Genomic DNA, 18,541 nt, shown 5'->3' on the forward strand with positions numbered 1-18,541 from the left:
TTATTCATTTTCGGTTTTTGTTTCTTTATTTTGAGAGCCACGTTCTTTACGTTCCGATTTGTTTTTACTACCCTTCGATTTACGTCCTGTACGTTCGGAAGATATACTGTCGCTGTTTTGAGTGGTACGTTCCGATCTGTTTTCTCTGTTTCTAGAACCTCGTTCTCCACGCTCCGATTTTCCTTCTGAATTTTCAGAATTTCGTTCTCTCTTACCCTTTTTCCCTTTTTTGCTGTCTTTTCTAGTCTCCTTATCTTCCGCTTTCTTCTCTTTTTTTACTTCTTGTTTATTCACTTCTTGTGCGAATGCAGTATTAGCTGAAATAAAAAGAGTAGCTACCATAATACCCGAAATAATTAACTTTTTCATAACGTAATCTTGATTTGTAAAATACTTCTGTGTTTTGTGACAAGTATTAAACAAGTTACTTAAGAAATAGTTCTGCTTAAATCTTTATTTATCAGAGTCTTTGAGGGTGTTGTGACAGTGATCTTTGGTGTATAGTTGTTTGTAAATGCTACTAATTGTCGTCCTAAAGATAGGAGGGTGTTACTAAAGCATGGTTTCTTTATTAGGATGATATACTTACTTGATAATTTTTATGATGCAAGAAGAAAATAAAGGTATGAGGGTATCGAAGAGTAAGGGAAAGAAAAAAGTGACTGGCTTGTATGACTAAAAAAGAAAAAGGTTGTCATCCCGACAACCAATCTTCATTGTTAACCTTAAAATCTAATACCATGAAAAAACACAGTTCAAAGATACGCGATCCTGATATAAAATCCAATCAATTTGATTTTATATAGCATACTTTAACAAAATTATGATATTGTGGCTCTTTTCTGGTCTAATTTTAGTATCTAATAAAGATTATGTACCTTTCCTATCTCAAAATTGACTTAATTTAAGAAAATGAGATCTTTTGACAAAAAAGTATTAGCTAAATATATTTTCATAGCTATCGCGATATCTATTGCCATTAGTTTCCTTATAATATCTAACCAAATGGCTGGAGATATGGCGAAAGACGAAAGGCAAAAGATGGAGCTATGGGCAGAGGCTCTTCAATTGGTAGCCAGTAATAATGGCATTGATGAATTGGATCTTACTCTGAAAATATTGTCCAGTAATAAGACTATCCCCGTTATCTTGTGTGATGAGGATGATAATGTTTTGATGACTGCAAATGTGGATGTACCTGTAAATGATAGTCTCAAGTATTTGACGGAACAGGTAGATTATTTCAAGAAATCGAATAGTCCTATTGTTATCGAATCTCCTAATTTTAAGCAATATGTTTATTATGGAGACTCTTCTACATTGAAACGTTTACAATATTATCCTTTTATTCAGATTGGGGTGATGACTTTCTTTATTTGTGTTTCATTCCTTGCCTTGTTGAGTACAAAGAATGCCGAGCAGAATAAATTGTGGGTGGGATTATCAAAAGAAACTGCTCATCAGTTGGGTACTCCCATATCATCCATGCTAGCTTGGGTAGAATATCTCAAGAGTAAAACATCGGATATATCAACCTTGAACGAGATGGAGAAGGATGTGATGCGATTGCAGGTTGTTGCGGATCGATTCTCTAAAATTGGATCTACACCTGCTCCCGAAACTCGCGAAGTGGGAGAGGAGATGAAGCAATCGGTTGCTTACTTGGAAAAACGTATATCGAAGAAGGTTAAGTTTGAATTTGATATTCCTCACGACCCTTTGTATGCTAAGATTAGTACTTCATTATTTAGTTGGGTAATTGAGAATCTGACTAAGAATGCAGTAGATGCTATGGAAGGACAAGGGCATATTGTATTTAAGCTGTCTCAGAGAAACGGATTGGTTTGTATTGATATTACCGATTCGGGAAAGGGGTTGCCCAAAGCTATGTTTAAAGGTATATTCTCTCCCGGTTTTACAACCAAAGAAAGAGGGTGGGGTTTGGGCTTGTCTCTCGCTAAACGAATCATTGAGGATTACCACAAAGGTAAGATATACGTAAAGAGTTCTGAAATTGGTGTAGGTACTACATTTAGAATAGAGCTTGCGAGAGAGCTTATTTAAATAGCTGATAAATAACTGAACAGAACTTAGATGTCTGTTCGATTATATAAAATAGAAAAGAGGAATACAATTTCATGTACTCCTCTTTTTATATTCAGTAATGTGTAATTCTTATTTCTTAGGAGATGCTGCATGTCTAGCATTCAACAGCTCTATAACTTTGTCTGTAATGTTATATTTTTCTTTTGCATAAAGAACATTGTCAAGTCCAGAGTTGCTAAATATGATGTGATAATTAGCAGTCTTGTTGAACTCTTTGATACAAAGTCTAACCGAATCAGCCAATTGATTGTTCACTCTTATTTGTTCCATAGTCAACTCATTATCCAAACGAGAAGCAGTTTGCTCCAATTCAGCACCAAGTTTTTGTATACGTGTAGCTTCTTGCTCGGCACGCTCTTGGCTTAGAAATGCATTATTTTGATATTTACGTTGAAATTCTTGTTGTTCGCTGACCAATTGTTTTTGTTTTTGATTGATAGAAGCTCTCGATGTCTCAGTCTTTTTCATAAGTGCATCGCTTGCTTCTTTTGCATATTGATAGTTAGTTAAAACGCTGTCAATATTGACATATGCAATAGGTAAAGTCGCAGTTGTGTCATTTTCGAATTTTAGAGATGGTGTATTCTCTGTGGTCGATTTCGTCTTAAAGAACAGGATAAAAAGTATGATAATAGCAACCGCTAAAATACCATTTATCACAAGAGAAAGATTTTTCATATAAATAACTTAATGTTGATGACTAAAATATATTGTTACGAGTATTTGTTTATCAATTATTTCGCAAAAATAGAACCAAATTTTAAATTTTCCGCATTTATTCGGTAATAAATAAAAATAAGGCTAAAAATACTGTTATTGAGAACCCTATTTTCGGTTTTCGAGACAAAGATAGGCGTAATAGTTGGAGATGGTATTCGGACTAAGTATAAAAGATGTGAAAAAGTTTGTGTATGCCTCTATATATCTTTACTTTTATAATAAGAAAAAACGGGTTTCCGATAAAAAATTAATAAACGATATATTATGACAATAAACGATTTGGAGCCACATATTGTGTGGAAGTATTTTTATGAATTAACACAAGTTCCCAGACCTTCGAAAAAAGAAGAAAAGGTAATAGCATATTTACTCGACTTTGCAAAAAAACACAATCTTGAAGTAAAAAAGGATGAGGCTGGTAATGTACTTATTACAAAGGCTGCAACTAAAGGTAAAGAAAATTTGCCAACAGTTATTCTTCAAGGGCACGTTGATATGGTATGTGAAAAAAATAGTGGTACAGTACACGATTTTGATAACGATCCTATTGAAACATATGTAGATGGCGATTGGTTGAAAGCAAAAGGTACTACATTGGGAGCTGATAATGGCGTGGGGGTAGCTGCTGCATTGGCTATATTGGCTTCGGATAATATAGAGCATGGTAAATTGGAATGTTTATTTACGGTGGATGAAGAAACAGGGCTTACCGGAGCGTATGCTTTGGGACAGGATTTTCTGACTGGAGATATTCTTATCAATCTGGATACCGAAGAAGAAGGACAACTTTATATTGGTTGTGCAGGAGGTAAGGGTACAACTGCCACTTTTAAATATGAGCAGGACGAAACTCCGATGAACCAGTTCTGGTTTAAACTGGAAGTAAAAGGTTTGAATGGAGGACACTCGGGAGCAGAAATCCAAAAAGGATTGGGTAATGCCAATAAAATACTAAATCGTTTCTTATGGACTATCTCTCGTAAAATGGAAGTGCGTTTAGCTTCGATAGAAGGAGGTAACTTACATAATGCTATTGCTCGTGAAGCATCGGCTGTGGTTGGTATTCCTGTGGGCGATAAAGACAGGGTGGTTACCTTATTAAATATATTTATTGCTGAAATAGAGGAAGAGTTGAAAGCGGTGGATCCTAATGTCCAGATTTTAATCGGAACAACTGATGAGCCTGAGTTTATCATAGACGAAAAAACAACTTACGGGTTATTGAATGCTATTTGCGTATGCCCTCATGGTGTGCTGGCAATGAGCCACGATGTACCCGGCTTAGTGGAAGCTTCTACTAATTTAGCTTCTGTGAAAATGAAAGAAGGCAATACTATTGTTATTGGTACAAGTCAACGCAGTTCTACCGAATCGTTGAAAAACTATGCTGCCAATATGGTAAATGCTGCCTTTACATTGGCAGGAGCAAAGGTAGAGCATGGAGAAGGGTATCCGGGCTGGAAACCAAATCCTAATTCTGCAATATTAAAAGTGGCTGAGCAATCATTTAAGAAACTATTTGGTAAAGAGCCTGAGGTAAAAGCTATTCATGCAGGTTTAGAGTGTGGATTGTTCTTGCAAAAATATCCTCATTTGGATATGGTTTCCTGTGGACCAACTATTACAGATGCCCATTCGCCAGCCGAACAAATATATATACCATCGGTAGATAAATGGTGGAGATTGTTGCTTGACGTTTTGAAAAATATTCCTGAAAAGAAATAAAAAGTCATAGAGCTATCTTTTACTTTGGCAGGTATAACCCAACAAGTGTCTAGAACTTGTTAGACTTGTAAACGAGTGAAATAATATATAAATAGATGTAGGACAAGGGAAACTTTGTCCTATATTTGTCTATATAATAAATAATGTAGAGTAAATGTTTTAAATATGACTCTAGGAGTATGTTTGGCACTATTTATGCTACTTTAATAACTTACGATATTTGCTGAATAGTAAATATTAATTGGTCAAAATCAGAATCTATTTTAAGTAGCAGTAATTATTATACTTGGTGAAGTAACAAATAGGTCTGCGGCTTTTACGGTTCACAAAAAAAGAAATGTTATGGGAAAAATGAAAGTTGAAATATGGTCGGATATAGCTTGTCCGTATTGTTATATAGGAAAACGTAAGTTCGAAAATGCTTTGGCAAAATTTCCTCATGCAAATGAGATAGAATTGGTTTGGCATAGTTACGAATTGAATCCCGATTTACCTAAAAGACCATTAGGACAATCGTATTATGAGTATTTTGCAGGATTGCATGGTTCGAGCATCGAAGAGGTGAAAGCCGATTTGCAAGGATTGGTAGATCTGGCAAAGGAAGTAGGCTTGGATTATCATTTCGAAAAACTTGTCGTAGCTAATACTTCGGATGCTCTCCGTCTAGTGAAATTGGCTAAGAAGCATAAATTGGCTGACGAAACCGAAGAAGTTCTGTTCAAGGCATATTTTGTGGATGGCGAAGATATCAGCGATAGAGTAACTCTGGTGCGTTTGGGTACAGGTGTAGGTATACCAGAGGACGAAATTATGACTTTATTGAATGGCGATGAGTTTGTTGTAGATATTGAAGCAGATATAAGATTCAGTGAAGATGAACTGAACTTAGAATACATTCCTTTTTACCTGTTCAATGGCAAAGACATAATACAAGGGTCACTTGCTGAAGAAGAATATCTGGATGTTCTGCATAATTCATATAATTTCTGGAAAGAAAATGGTGTTTCCAAAGGTGGAGGAGGCGAAAGACACAAAGGACGTGCTTGTTCGCCCGATGGAACATGTAGCATATAATCTGAGTCTGTTAAATATGAAGCGTAGCAAAAAATATCTGGCATTATTTGTAGTGTTGTTCACATCGTTATCCTTGTTTCTTTCGTGTGATAATGATGATAATTTTTCAAGTAGCAGTAGTCTAAGATTATCATTTTCGGTGGATACTTTGCGGTTCGATACTGTTTTTACAACAGTGGGAACTGCAACTAAACGTTTGAAGATTTACAATCAAAACAAGGATGCATTAGTCATAAGTTCTATACAGTTGATGAATGCCGCTAAAACGGGATTCAGAATGAATGTAGATGGTGAAAGTGGCAATACTATAAACAATGTTAGTCTTTTAGCCAAAGACAGTATGTATATTTTTGTTGAGGTGACAGTTGATCCCCTTGGTGGAAATAAACCTATGCTGATTGATGACTCAATACGTTTTCAATTCAACGGGGTGACTCAATATGTACGACTGGAAGCAATAGGGCAGGATGTTATTCTTTGGCGAGGAAAGAGAATTGACAGTGATACTACTCTTACCGAAGGAAAACCCTACCTTATATACGACTCGTTATACATTGCCAAAAATGCAACACTGAGTATCAAGAAAAATGTACGCTTGTTTTTCCATAGCGGAGCAAAAGTGTTAATTAACGGTCGTTTAGATGCCGTAGGTACAATAGCAGAGCCTATTGTTTTTAGAGGAGATCGTTTAGATAATCTGTATCAATCGGGTAATGTACCTTTCGATAGAGTTCCCGGACAATGGGGTGGGATAGAAGTGGCAGCCGATAGTTACGATAATAATTTCGAGAATGTAAGAATCCGTAATGGTATTTATGGTGTTCTTTTTCACGAATCGGATCCGACTAGGCAAAAAGCTACATTTATGAATACCATTGTTCAGAATGCGACTAAAGAAGTCTTATGGGCAGTCAATTGTAAGATAACAGCAAAGAATACACTATTTGCTAATTCGGGTAACTATACGGTAAGGTTATTAGGCGGTAGTTACGATTTCTTGCATTGCACCATTGCGAACTATATGCATAGCAATTGGTTGACATTGCCCAGAAAAAGTACTCTTTTGCTGGCTAATACAGGAGAGAATGTAAATGGAAGAACCGTAGAGTATCCTGTTGTAAATACTTCGTTTATAAATACTATTGTTGCAGGAAACGGACCTAAGGAATTGACTGTTACAAAAAAAGATGGTATATCGTTTACGTATCTTTTTAAGAATTGTTTGTTGAAAATTGCGGGATCGGACGACGATAATTTTGTAAATACGGTATGGAATGTAGATCCTAAATTCAAGTATATCTATTCGTTGGAAACAGCGGTAGAAGATCCAAGCTTGTTTTATTATTATAATTTCGAGTTGTCGGAAAACTCACCTGCTATAAATAAAGGATCGCGTCAAGATGCAGTGGCTCTGCCTTATGATTTGATCGGAGTTTCGCGCCGCAGTGACGATGGGCCTGATATTGGATGCTTTGAATGGAAAAAGTAATTTGGTTAAGTCCTGATTTCTATCCACAGTGATATAAAATAAGAAACGATTCAAAAGTATATTTTGAATCGTTTCTTATTTTCGGGAAATAGCTATGCTATATATCTTGTTTTATATCATGGTAAAAAAGGGTGCTTAATACATATCTTCTTTTACCAATTCTATAAATAAAGTAGCAAGTTTGTCTGTTACGGCTTCGGCATATTTTTTTCCTTTTTCGGCAGTCGATTTATGAGGGTTTCCAATACCGGTGTCCTGTGATACTTTGGACCAATTACGTGGAGTCCATGCAACACCTTCGCGAAGAGTTTTAGTCTTGAAGGGGGTGTATGTGCCATCGCCTGCTACTTCCAAATTTACCAATTCGGGGCGATAATACATTAAAACAGATGTTTCCAGCTCATCAGCGTGATCTCCTGCTTCTTCAAAGAAATCTTTAGTCGGCACTATCTTGAACCATTCGGTTGCTGCAATTAAAAAATCAGGATAATCTATTGCTAAATCGCGGATCATATTCTTGAAACTATTTCCTCCATGACCATTTACGATGATAAGTTTATCTATATTTTGTCTGTGAAGCGATGCTACAATATCGGATAGTATTGCTTTTTGAGTCTCGTAACGACCATGTAGACAAAAGGGTAGATCGAATTGTCCCGGGTTTTGAGAACCAAAGGGAATAGGAGGCAGTATCATCCCTTTAACCTCTGCCTGCTCGTATGCTTTTTTTACTGCATCTAGCGATGTGTCGTATGCCAGATAACAATCGGTTAAATAAGGCAAATGGTAATTGTGAGGTTCGGTTGCACCCCATGGCAAGACTGCATAGTCATATTTTTGGTCTTTAATGTCGTTGTAGGATGCGGATAGAATATCGAATTTAGGCATAATAACAGGTAATTAAAACGTTAGTAATATATTTCTATATAAACAGAAATTTGACTTTAAGATTAATATCGGACGATGAATTTACTGCTTTTTGGAGAGGAATCAACTATATCGTTATATTTTTCAGGATTTTTGTAATTTGACGAATATTGTAATGTTTAGAAGGATTATGTCTCTATTTTTATTAATATTTATGCATAACTTATTGAGTTTCCCTATTAAAATAAACTTTAAATGTGTATTTTTGTGGAAATTGAATTTTTTTATATTTTTTAGATAAGAGAGGCATGGATACTGAAAAACAGCAATTGTTGGATAATCGTTATTTGCGTATGGCGATGATTTGGGCAGAAAATTCTTATTGTAAAAGACGTAAGGTTGGTGCTCTTATAGTAAAGGATAAAATGATTATCTCCGATGGCTATAATGGAACTCCTGCCGGATTTGAAAATATTTGCGAAGACGAAAATTATTTAACCAAACCATACGTACTACATGCCGAAGCTAATGCTATTACTAAGGTAGCCTGTTCGCACAATAGCAGCATGGGAGCCACAATGTATGTAACTACATCGCCGTGTATGGAATGCTCTAAATTAATTATACAAGCAGGAATAAAAAGAGTGGTTTTTAGCGATAAATATCACAATATGGACGGATGCGATATCTTGGAAAGAGCAGGTATCGAGGTTGCTTTTGTTTCCATAGACAGCGAAAAAGAATAAATTTAAATAACAACACATATAATACTTGATTTCTATGAGATCAACATCTAGCAGTAAAAGATACTTTGTTTGGTTACCCTTGTGGATTGCTTTTGGTATTGTAATAGGCATTGTCATAGGTAATGGTTTTTCGATATTTACATCTCAGAAGAAAATTTTCAGTGGTGGTAATAAGTTCGATGCAGTATTGCAGTATATCAGTGAAGCTTATGTAGATACAGTAAATACTCAGGAGTTAATAGAAAAAGCAATTCCGGGATTATTGGCAGAACTCGACCCACACTCCACGTATTTTACAGCAAAAGAAATGGAGCTGACCGGCGATGATCTCGAAGGTCATTTCGGAGGCATTGGTGTGCAATTTGTATTGCGTAACGATACTATTATGGTAGTAAGTGTAATTGTTGGAGGGCCATCTCAGGCAGCCGGCATTCGTCCTGGCGACCGTATTGTGTATGTTAACGACAGCCTCTTTGCAGGTAAGGGTATGACTACCGATAAGGTGATGCTCAACTTACGAGGTGCTGAGGGTACGGATGTAAAACTGGGTATTAAGCGATTCGACAATCCTAAAATTGTAAATATAACTGTGCAAAGAGGTGATATACCAGTCAACACAGTAGATATTGCATATCAACCTGCCGAAAAGATCGGATATATAAAGATCAGTAAATTTGGAGGTACTACTACTCAAGAATTTATTTCGGCTATATCTAAATTAAAGAAACAAGGTAGCGAAACATTTATAATAGATTTACGCCAAAATACGGGAGGATATCTTCAAGCAGCAATCGACATGGTAAATGAATATCTTGATAAGGGCGAACTTATAGTTTATACCCAAGGTAGAGCGTTTAAACGTGAGGATGCTTTTGCAAACGGATCGGGAACTTCTAAAAAAGATCAACTGATTGTTTTGATGGATGAGGGTAGTGCTTCAGCGAGTGAAGTGTTTGCCGGAGCTATTCAGGATAATGACAGAGGACTTATTGTAGGTCGCCGTTCATTCGGAAAAGGTTTGGTTCAAAGTCAACAAAAATTTGTAGACGGATCGGCTCTTCGATTGACTATTGCTCGTTATTATACACCTGCCGGACGTTCTATACAGAAACCGTACGAATTGGGTAAATCTGGCGATTACAATCAAGACTTAATGAATAGATACTTGAGAGGTGAATTTGATTCTCAGGATAGTATCAAGCAAGATAACGAGCCGGTATTCCATACCGCAGCAGGTCGTTTGGTGCATGGAAACGGAGGTATTATGCCCGATGTATTTATTCCACGCGATACTATTGGAATCAATTCGTATTATATCTCAGTAATGAACAACGGACTTGTATATGAGTATGCATTTACGTATACCGACAAAAACCGTCAGCGTCTTGAGCAGTTTAAAACTTGGCAGGAGATGAATGCTTACCTATCATATCAACCTTTGTTGACTAATCTAATTAGTCTGGCAGACGTGAAGGGAATCCGTTACAGACCTTATTTGGTGACTGAATGCCGTAACTTGTTGAACCTACAATTGAGAGCTAACATTGTTAGAAACTTTTTTGGTGATGAAGGTTATTATTCTCTTGTTTTACAAGATGATATTGTTTTGAAGAAAGCAATAGAACTTGCACAAGCAAGGAAAGCAACTCCGGCAGCGATTAAGAGTCAAGCATATAAAGAAGCTAAGTAAGACAATAACTATAAAATATATGATTGGTGCAGGGATAGGGCTTTTGCTCTGTCCCGCTAATCAATAAAGATAAATAGGTCTGAGACCTTAAAATTAAACTATATTGAAATCGGGAACAGATTCCTCTAAGGATAAATTAAGAAAAGAAATTGCAAACGAGAAACGCCGATATACAGAAGAAGAACTACTTCTGATGTCGGAAGAAGTTTTTTCGGTGCTTGAGATTACTGGAACATTTAGAGATGCTTCTATCATCTTTATATATAATGCAATGGCTGATGAGGTGTCTACACAGGCATTTATCGAAAAATGGAAATCGGAGAAACATTTCTATTTGCCCGTTGTGAAGGATGATAATTTGGTATTCCGAAAATTGCACGATGATACTCTTTTCGAAAAATCTAAGATAGGGGTTCACGAACCGGTTGGAGAAGATTTTACTGATTATTCTAAAGTAGGAATGGTGATTGTACCCGGTGTGGCTTTCGATCGGAAATGTAATCGGTTGGGGCGTGGAAAGGGATATTATGATCGTTTTCTGGCTAAGATAAAAGCGCCAAAAGTAGGAGTCTGTTTCGACTTTCAGTTGAAAGACCAAATACCTGCTGATGACAGAGATGTAAAAATGGATATGATTGTGGGCGAGAACGAATTGATTTGGTAGCCTGCGATTGTTTGTTGTAATTAGTGACCTTTAAATACATACTAAAATCTGATAAAATGAAACGTACAAAAACTTATCAGGCAGGTTTACTTTCGCTAAGTCTGCTGTTGAGTGGGATGTTTTCATCCTGCACCAATGACGATCCACCTAAACCTTACGGAGTATTGCCTTCTGCCGATCAGATGGAATGGCAAAAAATGGAATACTATATGTTTATTCATTTCGGACCTAATACATTTACGGATGTAGAGTGGGGAAATGGTAAAGAAGACCCAAAAGTATTTAATCCGACAGATGTAGATTGCCGCCAATGGGCTGCTACAGCTAAAGCTGCGGGTATGAAAGCTATCATATTGACGGCTAAACATCACGATGGTTTTTGTTTATGGCCAAGTGAATACAGTACACATACCGTTCGCGAAAGCTTATGGAAGGATGGTAAAGGTGACCTGCTGAAAGAGCTATCGGAGGCTTGTAAAGAGTATGGCTTGAAGTTTGGTGTATATCTTTCACCTTGGGATCAAAATCACCCTGCATACGGAACACCCGAATATAATCAGATATTTGCGAATACGCTAACCGAAGTTTTATCGAACTATGGTCCTATATTCGAACAATGGTTTGATGGTGCTAATGGTGAACACGAAGGTGGCAAGAAGCAAGAATACGATTGGAAAATGTTCCATGATGTTGTTTATAAAAACCAACCGAATGCAATTATATTTAGCGATATAGGTCCAGGTTGTCGATGGATGGGTAACGAACGCGGTGTTGCGGGCGAAACCAATTGGTCGAGATTGAATATCGAAGGCTTCGGTCCCGGTAGATTGGCTCCTCATGCCGATACGCTAAATATCGGTAATATACATGGTGCTGCATGGGTTCCTGCCGAAACGGATGTATCTATTCGTCCGGGATGGTTCTTTAGCCCTTCTACTAACGATAGGGTGAAAAGTGTAGATCAGTTGATGGATATATATTATACTTCGGTTGGTAGAAACTCTAATCTGTTATTGAATGTGCCACCCGATAGAAGAGGGCGTATTCATCCGAATGACTCTACCCGTTTGATGGAATTCCGTCAGACTGTAGAATCGGTATTCAGTAACGATTTATCTAAAGGTGCAAAAATATCAGCATCTAAAACCAGAGGTAATTCTTCTAAATTCGCAGCAGCTAATTTGCTAGACGATAATTACGATACTTATTGGGCGACTGACGATAATGATATGACTGCTTCGTTAGAAATAGACTTGGGACAAGCTAAATCTTTCAATCGATTGGTTATCCAAGAATATATACCATTAGGGCAACGCATTCAGAAGTTCAATATCGAGTATCTTAATGGTGATAAATGGGAAGAAATAGCGAACGCTACAACTGTTGGTTACAAACGTATATTAAGATTTCCTACTATTACTACTCAGAAATTGAGAATCAATATACAAAATTCGTTGGCATGTCCTATTTTAAATAAGATTGGTTTGTTTGCTGCTCCAGAAAAGCTAACAACTCCTCTTATTCAAAGAAGTAAAGACGGTCTTGTTTCTATCAAGTGTGCTACTCCCGAGCCTGTAATTTATTACACTACAGATGGCACTGAGCCAACAACATCTTCTAAGGTATATAAAGACGCATTTAAACTGGCTGAAGGCGGTTCGGTAAAAGCTATTGCTACTATAGAAGAAGGAAAGACTAAAAGCGAAGTAGTATCAGTAGTATTTGATATTGCTCCAGCTAAGTGGTCTGTTGTTTCTCCAGCGGTTGATAATGTAGATCGCATAGTAGACGGTAATCTATCTTCGTATGTTGGTATTAAAGATAAAGAAGCGGTTGTTGTAGATTTAGGTGATAAACTTGTTCTGAAAGGTTTTTCATACGATCCGTTGAAAAGCGAAACAGCTAATAATGTTTATAAGTACAATTTGTATACTAGCTTAGACGGTAAAGTGTGGACTAAGGTGCAGAGTAATGCAGCTTTCAACAACATAAAGAACAATCCGATTAAACAAGATGTATTGTTTGACAAGGCAGTAGAAGCAAAATTCATAAAGCTTGAACCTTTGCAAACTACAGCTACCGCTAAAGAGTATATTGTAGCAGAATTGGGTGTTATAACAAAATAAGATTGTATTTGATGCAATAGATATAGGAGCAGATTTTGCTCAAGTTTAAAGTAAGAGAAAAATCAAGGGGCTGTAAGGTTTATAGATTTTTCTCTTACTTTTTTATTCTTATATATGATTATATTAATATTGTTCGTATATTTGCGAACATGATAAATAATAATGGCGAAAAAAGAATTAACTAAGGAGCAAGAACAGTTGGCTAGATTTGCCAAAGCATTGGGGCATCCTATCCGAATTGCTATCCTGCAAATGTTGGTAAACCAGTCTTGTTGCTATCATGGTGATATGTCGGAAGTATTACCTATTGCTAAGAGCACTCTTTCGCAACACTTGAACGAGTTGAAAGATGCAGGATTGATTCAAGGAACAATAACTCCACCAACTGTAAAGTATTGCATAAATCTTGAAAATTGGACTGAGGCACAAACGCTATTTACAGCTTTCTTGAAAGATGTTGAGTTAGATACTGAGTGTTCTTAATCATAAAAATTTGTCTTCAATGTTCGTTGTTTTGCGAATTACGAATTGTAGGTTTAAATATAAAACAAAATGAAAATATTGATTCTTTGTACAGGGAATAGTTGTCGTAGCCAGATGGCACACGGTTGGCTTCAAGCATTCGATTCGAAGCTCGAAGTATATTCGGCAGGAACAAAAGCAAGTGGAAAGCTTAATCCAATAGCCGTAGAAGTAATGCAAGAAGTGGGCATTGATATTTCGCATCATACTTCTGATAGTATTGAGAAATACCTGAATGGAGAATGGGATTATGTGATAACTGTTTGCGGTGGGGCAAACGAAAACTGTCCTATATTCAACGGAAAAGTGAAGTACCGTTTGCATATAGGTTTTGATGATCCTTCGGAAGCTATTGGCACACCTGAGTTTATTAATAGCGAATTTATCAGGGTAAGGGACGAAATAAAGAAAGCATTTTATGAATTGTATATCTCAAAATTAAAAAGTGATGAGTAGTAAAAAGATGGGTATCCTAAACAAAAATCTAACACTCTGGATATTCATGGCTATGGCGATAGGAGTGGGGCTGGGTTATTTTATCCCTTCATTCAGTGGGTATATTGATTCCTTTTCGAGTGGAACCACAAATATACCTTTAGCTATCGGGCTTATATTGATGATGTATCCGCCGTTAACCAAAGTAAATTATAAGCTATTACCTAAGGTGTTTTCTAATGTAAAGGTATTGACAACATCATTGATTCTTAATTGGATAATAGGACCTGTATTGATGTTTGGCTTAGCCATAATCTTTTTACACGATTATCCCGAATATATGGTGGGTGTTATTCTCATAGGCTTGGCTCGTTGTATAGCTATGGTTTTAGTATGGAACGATTTGGCGGAGGGCAACTCCGAATATGGAGCAGGGCTTGTGGCTTTAAACAGTATTTTTCAAGTATTCTTTTATAGTTTTTATGCTTGGCTGTTTATTACCCAATTGCTACCATTGTTGGGGCTTGAAGGTGCTATTGTTGACATATCTATCGCCACAATTGCTCAAACGGTGGGTATATATTTAGGTATTCCTTTTGTGATGGGTATACTTAGTCGATTGATATTGGTGAAGTTAAAAGGCGAGAAATGGTATACTGAAAAGTTTATCCCTGCCATATCTCCCATTACATTAATAGCACTATTGTTGACTATTGTACTTATGTTTAGTTTGAAAGGAGAGTTAATAGTTCAAATCCCTATGGACGTGGTGCGTATAGCATTACCACTTATCATATATTTTGCATTGATGTTCTTTATCAGCTTCTTTGCGAGTAAATCGGTTGGAACGCCTTACGACAAAAATGCCTCTATCTCTTTTACTGCTACGGGAAACAATTTCGAATTGGCGATAGCAGTTGCTATTGGCGTATTTGGTTTACATAGTGGACAAGCATTTGCAGGCGTAGTAGGTCCATTAGTTGAAGTACCTGTGCTGATTGTTTTGGTAAACGTTGCACTATGGTTAAAGAAGAAGTATTATACAAATAGCATATAAAAAAGAAATACATATAAATATGGAAACAAATAAAGATAAAAAAGAGTTGGTAAAACAACAATATAGCGAATTGGCTTTAAATGGCGATTTATTAAAGTCGTCTTGTGGATGTGGTACTAATCCGGCAAAACCATCTAAAAAAGTCTTTACTATAATGAGTGAAGATTACAGTCACCTGAAAGGTTACGAAGCGGATGCCGATTTAGGTGTTGGTTGCGGATTGCCGACTGAGTATGCAGGACTAAAAGAAGGTCATACGGTTATCGACTTGGGATCGGGTGCAGGCAATGATTGCTTTATTGCCAGAGCCGAAGTGGGTGAAAGCGGTAAAGTTATTGGTATTGATTTCTCGATGCCGATGCTAGAAAAAGCCCGAAAAAATGCATCTAAGCGAGGTTATACAAATGTAGAGTTTAAGGAAGGTGATATTGAGGAAATGCCCATACCCGATAATACGGCTGATGTAGTAGTAAGCAATTGTGTATTGAACTTGCTACCCGAAAAGAATAAAATCTTTAAAGAAATTTACCGTGTACTTAAACTAGGAGGTCATTTTTGTATTTCGGACGTAGTGCTTAATGGTGTTTTCCCGAAAGAGTTTACAGATAATGCTTCTATGTATGCCGGTTGTATTGCAAGTGCCATTCAAAAAGAAGATTATTTAGGAGAGATAGAAAAAGCGAACTTCACTGATATTAAAATAGAAAGGACAAAAACAGTTGTGATTCCAGATGAAGTTTTACAAGAAAACCTGGATGAAGAAACTATCGCAAAATACAAAGCCGGAAATGTAGGTATTTATTCAATTACTGTGACTGGTGTAAAAGCTTAAACGAAAAGAGGCAGATATGGAACGATCTGCCTCTTTTTATCTTTAGAAAAGCATGAGAGCTTACTCGGCTTTCTCGAAATTATCCTGAATACGTTTTGCATCTTCGGGATTCGTAGCTTCCATTTTTATCGTTTTAGCATCCTTAGCATCAATAGTGATGCTTTTGTATTGTGCATGTCTGAATACTAACTCTTGATCTTTTCGAGCCATGATAGCATATTCTCCATTGGCATTAGATAACGACTGAGGGTTAGTACCTTGTATGGCTATTGATGCACCTTGTATTGGTTGGTCATTGGCAGCATCTACTATTTTGCCGCTAATGAGAGTTTCTTTCTCTAGTTTTTTTGTCTTTTTTATATCCTTCTGGTCGTAAATGTAGAACGATACAACGCACAATAAAACCAGTACTATACCTAATTTCGATTTCATGACTATTTTTATTTATTATTTTTTACATTCAAAATAAGTGGTTCATAATACGTTCTCATATTACGGTTTTCTATTGCTGTTTTAACGATAGTAATAGAAAGAGATATGAGACCTTATTTTAAGCTTTTAGTAACCTCTACCAATCGTATAAATTCGGCTTTATAGCCTTCGGTGTCGTTTTCTAATCCCGATTTGGCCTGAGCAATTACTTTGTCGTAAGTAGCATTGCCTTTGTAATCAGAATCTTTGATTAGCTGGGCAAACATGGCTACTGCCGATGCGAAATGCATATCCGAAGATACGTCATTTTTTTTATTATCTAAAACAGGCAATTCCATATTAACGCTATTATCCTTGTCAGGCTCTTTGTATCTCAGTTTTACAGTCAGTAACTCAGGTGAATCCGTAAGAATAATGTTTTCGTTGGATTTGTTGGTTTTTTGATATTTAAGTTTGTCTACTTTAGGTAACCTGTTTGTTTTTACTCCTACGGGAATCACTTCGTAAAGGGCTGTTACTGTCTGACCGACTCCCATCTCTCCTGCATTTTTGGTGTCGTCGTTAAAATCTTCCTTGTTTAAGATACGGCTTTCGTATCCGATAAGTCTGTATGCTTGGACTTGACTCGGATTGAATTCTATTTGTAGTTTTACATCTTTGGCTACAGTAAATAGAGTACCGCTAAACTCTTGTACAAGTACTCTATTAGCTTCTTGCATATTGTCTATATACGATGCATTACCGTTTCCTTTTTCGGCAAGAGTCTGCATCTTCGCATCTTTATAGTTACCCATTCCGTAGCCTAGTATAGATAGAAAGACTCCTGATTTCCTCTTCTTTTCTATTAGTTCTTGTAAGCCTTCGTTGCTCGACACTCCTACATTAAAATCTCCGTCAGTACAAAGTATAATGCGGTTATTGCCTCCTTTTATAAAGTTTTTCTCGGCAATTTCGTATGCTTTTTGAATGCCTCCTGCTCCGTTGGTAGAGCCTGATGCTACAAGCCCGTCAACTACATCTTTTATTTTTTGTTTTTCACTACCTGATGTCAAAGCTAGCTTTTCACCTACTTCACTGGCATAAACGACTATAGCTACTCTGTCGGTATTTCTTAAATTGTTTATAAGTAGGTTCATTGACTTTTTTACGAGTTCAATGCGAGTAGGTCCTGCCATTGACCCCGATACATCTATCAAAAAGACAAGATTACTTGGTGGAAGATTTTCTTTCTCTACTTCTTTTGCCTTCACACCGATGCGTACTAAACGGTGTTGTTCATCCCAAGGACATTGTCCCACTTCGGTTGTTACTTTTACAGGATCTTTAGTGGTTGGCTCATCGTATTTATATTTAAAGTAGTTGATGAATTCTTCTATTCTTATTGCATCTTTTGGAGGCATTTCTCCTTGATTCACATATCTGCGAAAGTTGGTATAAGAAGCTGCATCTACATCAATAGAAAGTGTTGAGAGAGCTTCTTCTAAAGGCGATTTGAAGCTGTTTTCTACATAAGATCCATATTCTTCATTTTTATTTTTCTTATTGTATTCTAGGCTCGATCTCAGATCGCTTTCAGATATACTTATAGAGGGTTTACTTCTTTTTTCTCGCTGTCTTTTCCCCGAAGATGTGGATGCTGCACTGATCATGTCTCTTGAATTTAGAGAATTGTATCCTATCACTACTGTTTCGGTTAATATCTGACTGTCCTCTTCTAGGGTTACATTAATATTCTCGGAAGTTTTTACTTTTATTTCTTTGCTTACATATCCTATGTATGAAAATATTATTGTGGCGTTAGCTTTAACTGTAATAGTATAATTACCATTCATATCGGAGATTGTGGCATTATTGGTACCTTTTTCTAATACCGAACAGCCAATAATAGGATCGTTTGTCGGATCGGTAATTACTCCCATTATTTTGATGCTTTGGGCATTCAACATACTCGAAACACATAGAAGAAGTAATGCAACTAAAATTTTTATGTTTTTGATCATAGCTGTTTATTTTTTTGTTTAACTTTTTTTGTGTGTATATGCTTTTTGTTTTTTAG

Annotated in this window: 17 protein-coding genes; 12 read left to right on the top strand and 5 right to left on the bottom strand. The window is 36.6% G+C overall.

The genetic code is table 11. From position 1 onward, the window contains the following. On the bottom strand, nt 1–369 hold the full coding sequence (locus IR022_RS02565) for a hypothetical protein (protein WP_194202484.1): 369 nt from the start codon (nt 367–369) through the stop codon (nt 1–3). Nucleotides 370–912: 543 nt separating this feature from the next. Between IR022_RS02565 and IR022_RS02570 the strand changes: the two genes are divergently transcribed. Beyond that, nucleotides 913–2,064 (top strand): sensor histidine kinase, encoded by a 1,152-nt coding sequence (locus IR022_RS02570; protein WP_194202485.1) that lies wholly within the window; start codon nt 913–915, stop codon nt 2,062–2,064. A gap of 111 nt (nt 2,065–2,175) precedes the next feature. On the opposite strand, the gene IR022_RS02575 is transcribed toward IR022_RS02570, so the two are convergent. Beyond that, nucleotides 2,176–2,784, bottom strand: a complete 609-nt coding sequence (locus tag IR022_RS02575) for an OmpH family outer membrane protein (RefSeq protein WP_050708200.1) — start codon at nt 2,782–2,784, stop codon at nt 2,176–2,178. 306 nt (nt 2,785–3,090) lie between these two features. Here IR022_RS02575 and IR022_RS02580 point away from each other — a divergent pair, with 306 nt between their 5' ends. From IR022_RS02580 to IR022_RS02590, 3 genes are all read left to right on the top strand, one after another. Next, nucleotides 3,091–4,551 carry an aminoacyl-histidine dipeptidase gene (locus IR022_RS02580; RefSeq protein WP_194202486.1) on the top strand — a complete coding sequence of 487 codons (1,461 nt, stop codon included), beginning with the start codon at nt 3,091–3,093 and terminating at the stop codon, nt 4,549–4,551. 342 nt (nt 4,552–4,893) lie between these two features. Beyond that, nucleotides 4,894–5,625, top strand: a complete 732-nt coding sequence (locus IR022_RS02585; RefSeq protein WP_050708198.1) for a DsbA family oxidoreductase — start codon at nt 4,894–4,896, stop codon at nt 5,623–5,625. Next, entirely contained in the window at nt 5,549–7,114 is a 1,566-nt protein-coding gene (locus IR022_RS02590) for a choice-of-anchor Q domain-containing protein (protein ID WP_242053026.1), read from the top strand. The genes IR022_RS02585 and IR022_RS02590 overlap by 77 nt, the downstream gene beginning before the upstream one ends. Before the next feature lie 135 nt (nt 7,115–7,249). Here IR022_RS02590 and IR022_RS02595 read toward each other — a convergent pair whose 3' ends face one another. Further along, entirely contained in the window at nt 7,250–8,005 is a 756-nt protein-coding gene (locus IR022_RS02595) for a creatininase family protein (RefSeq protein WP_410492790.1), read from the bottom strand. A gap of 284 nt (nt 8,006–8,289) precedes the next feature. Between IR022_RS02595 and IR022_RS02600 the strand changes: the two genes are divergently transcribed. From IR022_RS02600 to arsM, 8 genes are all read left to right on the top strand, one after another. Then, nucleotides 8,290–8,727, top strand: coding sequence for a dCMP deaminase family protein (locus IR022_RS02600; RefSeq protein WP_050708558.1), 438 nt, complete (start codon nt 8,290–8,292; stop codon nt 8,725–8,727). A 34-nt stretch (nt 8,728–8,761) separates the two neighbouring features. Beyond that, entirely contained in the window at nt 8,762–10,417 is a 1,656-nt protein-coding gene (locus IR022_RS02605; RefSeq protein WP_194202488.1) for a S41 family peptidase, read from the top strand. A 103-nt stretch (nt 10,418–10,520) separates the two neighbouring features. After that, the gene (locus IR022_RS02610; protein WP_194202489.1) at nt 10,521–11,081 is read left to right on the top strand and encodes a 5-formyltetrahydrofolate cyclo-ligase; all 561 of its coding nucleotides are present in this window, start codon (nt 10,521–10,523) and stop codon (nt 11,079–11,081) included. A gap of 56 nt (nt 11,082–11,137) precedes the next feature. Further along, nucleotides 11,138–13,207: an alpha-L-fucosidase gene (locus tag IR022_RS02615; protein WP_194202490.1), complete on the top strand. Its 2,070-nt coding sequence runs from the start codon at nt 11,138–11,140 to the stop codon at nt 13,205–13,207. A 162-nt stretch (nt 13,208–13,369) separates the two neighbouring features. Then, nucleotides 13,370–13,690, top strand: coding sequence for an ArsR/SmtB family transcription factor (locus IR022_RS02620; protein ID WP_050708554.1), 321 nt, complete (start codon nt 13,370–13,372; stop codon nt 13,688–13,690). 69 nt (nt 13,691–13,759) lie between these two features. Continuing rightward, nucleotides 13,760–14,185: an arsenate reductase ArsC gene (locus IR022_RS02625; RefSeq protein ID WP_194202491.1), complete on the top strand. Its 426-nt coding sequence runs from the start codon at nt 13,760–13,762 to the stop codon at nt 14,183–14,185. Then, nucleotides 14,178–15,221 (top strand): ACR3 family arsenite efflux transporter, encoded by a 1,044-nt coding sequence (gene arsB, locus IR022_RS02630; RefSeq protein ID WP_194202492.1) that lies wholly within the window; start codon nt 14,178–14,180, stop codon nt 15,219–15,221. The genes IR022_RS02625 and arsB overlap by 8 nt, the downstream gene beginning before the upstream one ends. Before the next feature lie 19 nt (nt 15,222–15,240). Beyond that, a complete protein-coding gene (arsM, locus tag IR022_RS02635) occupies nt 15,241–16,053 on the top strand; it encodes an arsenite methyltransferase (RefSeq protein WP_194202493.1) in 813 nt (270 codons plus the stop codon). Nucleotides 16,054–16,113: 60 nt separating this feature from the next. Here arsM and IR022_RS02640 read toward each other — a convergent pair whose 3' ends face one another. After that, a complete protein-coding gene (locus IR022_RS02640; RefSeq protein ID WP_194202494.1) occupies nt 16,114–16,485 on the bottom strand; it encodes a carboxypeptidase-like regulatory domain-containing protein in 372 nt (123 codons plus the stop codon). A gap of 113 nt (nt 16,486–16,598) precedes the next feature. After that, nucleotides 16,599–18,485 (bottom strand): vWA domain-containing protein, encoded by a 1,887-nt coding sequence (locus IR022_RS02645; protein ID WP_194202495.1) that lies wholly within the window; start codon nt 18,483–18,485, stop codon nt 16,599–16,601. Nucleotides 18,486–18,541 lie beyond the last annotated feature (56 nt).

Source organism: Dysgonomonas sp. GY617 (genome assembly GCF_015233815.1).
GTDB lineage: Bacteria > Bacteroidota > Bacteroidia > Bacteroidales > Dysgonomonadaceae > Dysgonomonas_A.